Annotated in this window: 1 protein-coding gene; it reads right to left on the bottom strand. The window is 55.3% G+C overall.

What is annotated here, in order from left to right; translation table 11 throughout:
- Positions 1-1,866 (bottom strand): IS1634 family transposase (locus BLV85_RS14605; RefSeq protein WP_090415945.1); only part of this gene is annotated, 1,866 nt, incomplete at its 3' end.
- Positions 1,867-2,004: the final 138 nt, after the last annotated feature.

Below are 2,004 nucleotides of genomic sequence, written 5' to 3'. Positions count from 1 at the left end.
AATTGTTTTACGTTTGCCGATTGGATCGGGTTTGATGTTCAAAGCCTGGTAGAGTTGTTTATGCAGCGCTTCAGGTCGCGTTGTGGTGCGCAGCAGGATAGTCGTATTCGCATCGGTTGGCAGCATCAGGGTGAGGCGCTGCTGGGTGGCCATGATAGTGCGGATGCTCTCCCAGCTGAGTTGAATCCCCTTTTCCTTCAGTTGATGGCGCAGCGTATGTACCAGATGATAAGCCAATAGGCTGATGAACAAATGCGCGTTGACGCGTTCTTTCTTCTGATGAAAGACCGGGCGCAAGCCCAATTCCGTTTTCAGGCTCCTGAAGGTGGCCTCGATTTCGGTCAGCATCAGATATGTTTCCCACAACCTGGTTTCATCCCAGTCAGAGAGATTGGTGCGCAGGCAATACAGGCCGCATTGCCGATCTTTCTGCGCGCTGTCAGGCGCATACTGCCAGTCGAGCCGAATGGCGTGATGCTTGTCGGCATCCGCAACCACCTCGATGCGGTAGTCCTGTGCGACCCGGGCGTTTTTCTCGCGTAATCGGCCAACACGCTCCAGAACCTTGTCGTAGCGTTTGATTGCGCCTTTCTTGTCCAACCCTGCCGCCAGTGCAGCCAGACCCGCTTCCATGCGCTGATGAAAGCGGTTGCGTATCCCTTGCTCTTTCTTTTCTTTCAGCGCGGAATGACAATAGAGACGGGTCTCCCCGCTTACCGGATCGATCTCGCGATAGACCGTTACCTGATTGCGCGCGGTATCGCGCACCAGCAGGGCATCCGCCTGCTCCCGCGGATCCTCTCGTTTGCGCTCCCGGCTGACCACCAGATAGGCATACTCCCGCTCAATCAGCCAGGCGATATTATCCTCGCTGGCAAGTCCTGCATCCAGGATGATCAAGGGGGGTGTCTCGGGCGATGGATCAAAGTGCCGCAAGCCCTCCAGCATCTGGGAGAGGGTTGCTGGTTCACTGGCATTGCCCGGGAAAACCTGACTGCCCAGCGGAAATCCCTGCCCATCCAGCACCAAACCCAACGTCACCAGCGGACAGTCGCTGCGCTTTTCCTTCGAGCGGCCAAATTGTGCTTCCGGGTTGGCTGCACAGCGGCCTTCGAAGTAGGTGTTGGTCAAATCGTAGAGGACAATGCTGCGGGATAGGTTGAACAGGGTACGCTCACGCTGACCGAGAAACGCTTCCAGCTGCACACGATGTTTGAACAGCTTATCACTGACGGTATAGAGGCGCGTCAGGCTGATCTGGCTAAAATCGACCTCCAGCAGCTCAGAGAGGGCGCTCTGGTTTTGCAGCCAAGCATGGGTATGCCGTTCGCTGCCCGGCGACACCATGCGACCGATCACACTGCCCAGCACCGCCGCCACTTCAATGCCGTTAAACCCCAGGGCGGTCAGCTTCTCATCCAATTGCAGCTGCCTGACCGCATGCAGACCCAGTGTTTCAGCGCCGATGCTCCGGGCCTGGCTGGCTTCAACCTGACTGATATCGATGCGCTGATAATCCGCTTCGACCGCCTTTACTGCTGCATCTGCAACCGGCTGGGATAACCGGGCGGCAATCAATGCGCTGTAGTGCTCGGCAGCTTGTTCCAGTTCTTGCGCAAGGGATGGCTCCAATGCTGGTTCCCCGCCCGGTAGCTCGCGCTGGCTCAGGCGTAGCCCTTGCAAATGGGCGGTGATCCGATCGGTCAGATACGGCCAGTGCGCGGGATCCACGGCAAAATCCTTGCCCAAATTGAGCAGCGTGCGTTGTTTGACCTGTTGACCAATACGCACCGATTCAACAATGCGGTAGGTGTAGTAGCCTTCTCCCTGATCGAGAGATTTAGTCTTGGTTCTGCGGATATACATGCCCGGAGCATGCAATAAAATCCTGGAAAAGTCAAGATAAATATACTAAAAATGGCACTACATCACCCTGCAGAAATAATCGCTATTGATTATAAAAGAATTTTTTTCTGATTTAGAGCAAAAATGGGGGGTTTTGGG

This window comes from Nitrosomonas halophila, from assembly GCF_900107165.1.
GTDB classification, from domain to species: Bacteria; Pseudomonadota; Gammaproteobacteria; order Burkholderiales; family Nitrosomonadaceae; genus Nitrosomonas; species Nitrosomonas halophila.
This window is presented reverse-complemented; position numbering and strand designations above follow the sequence as displayed.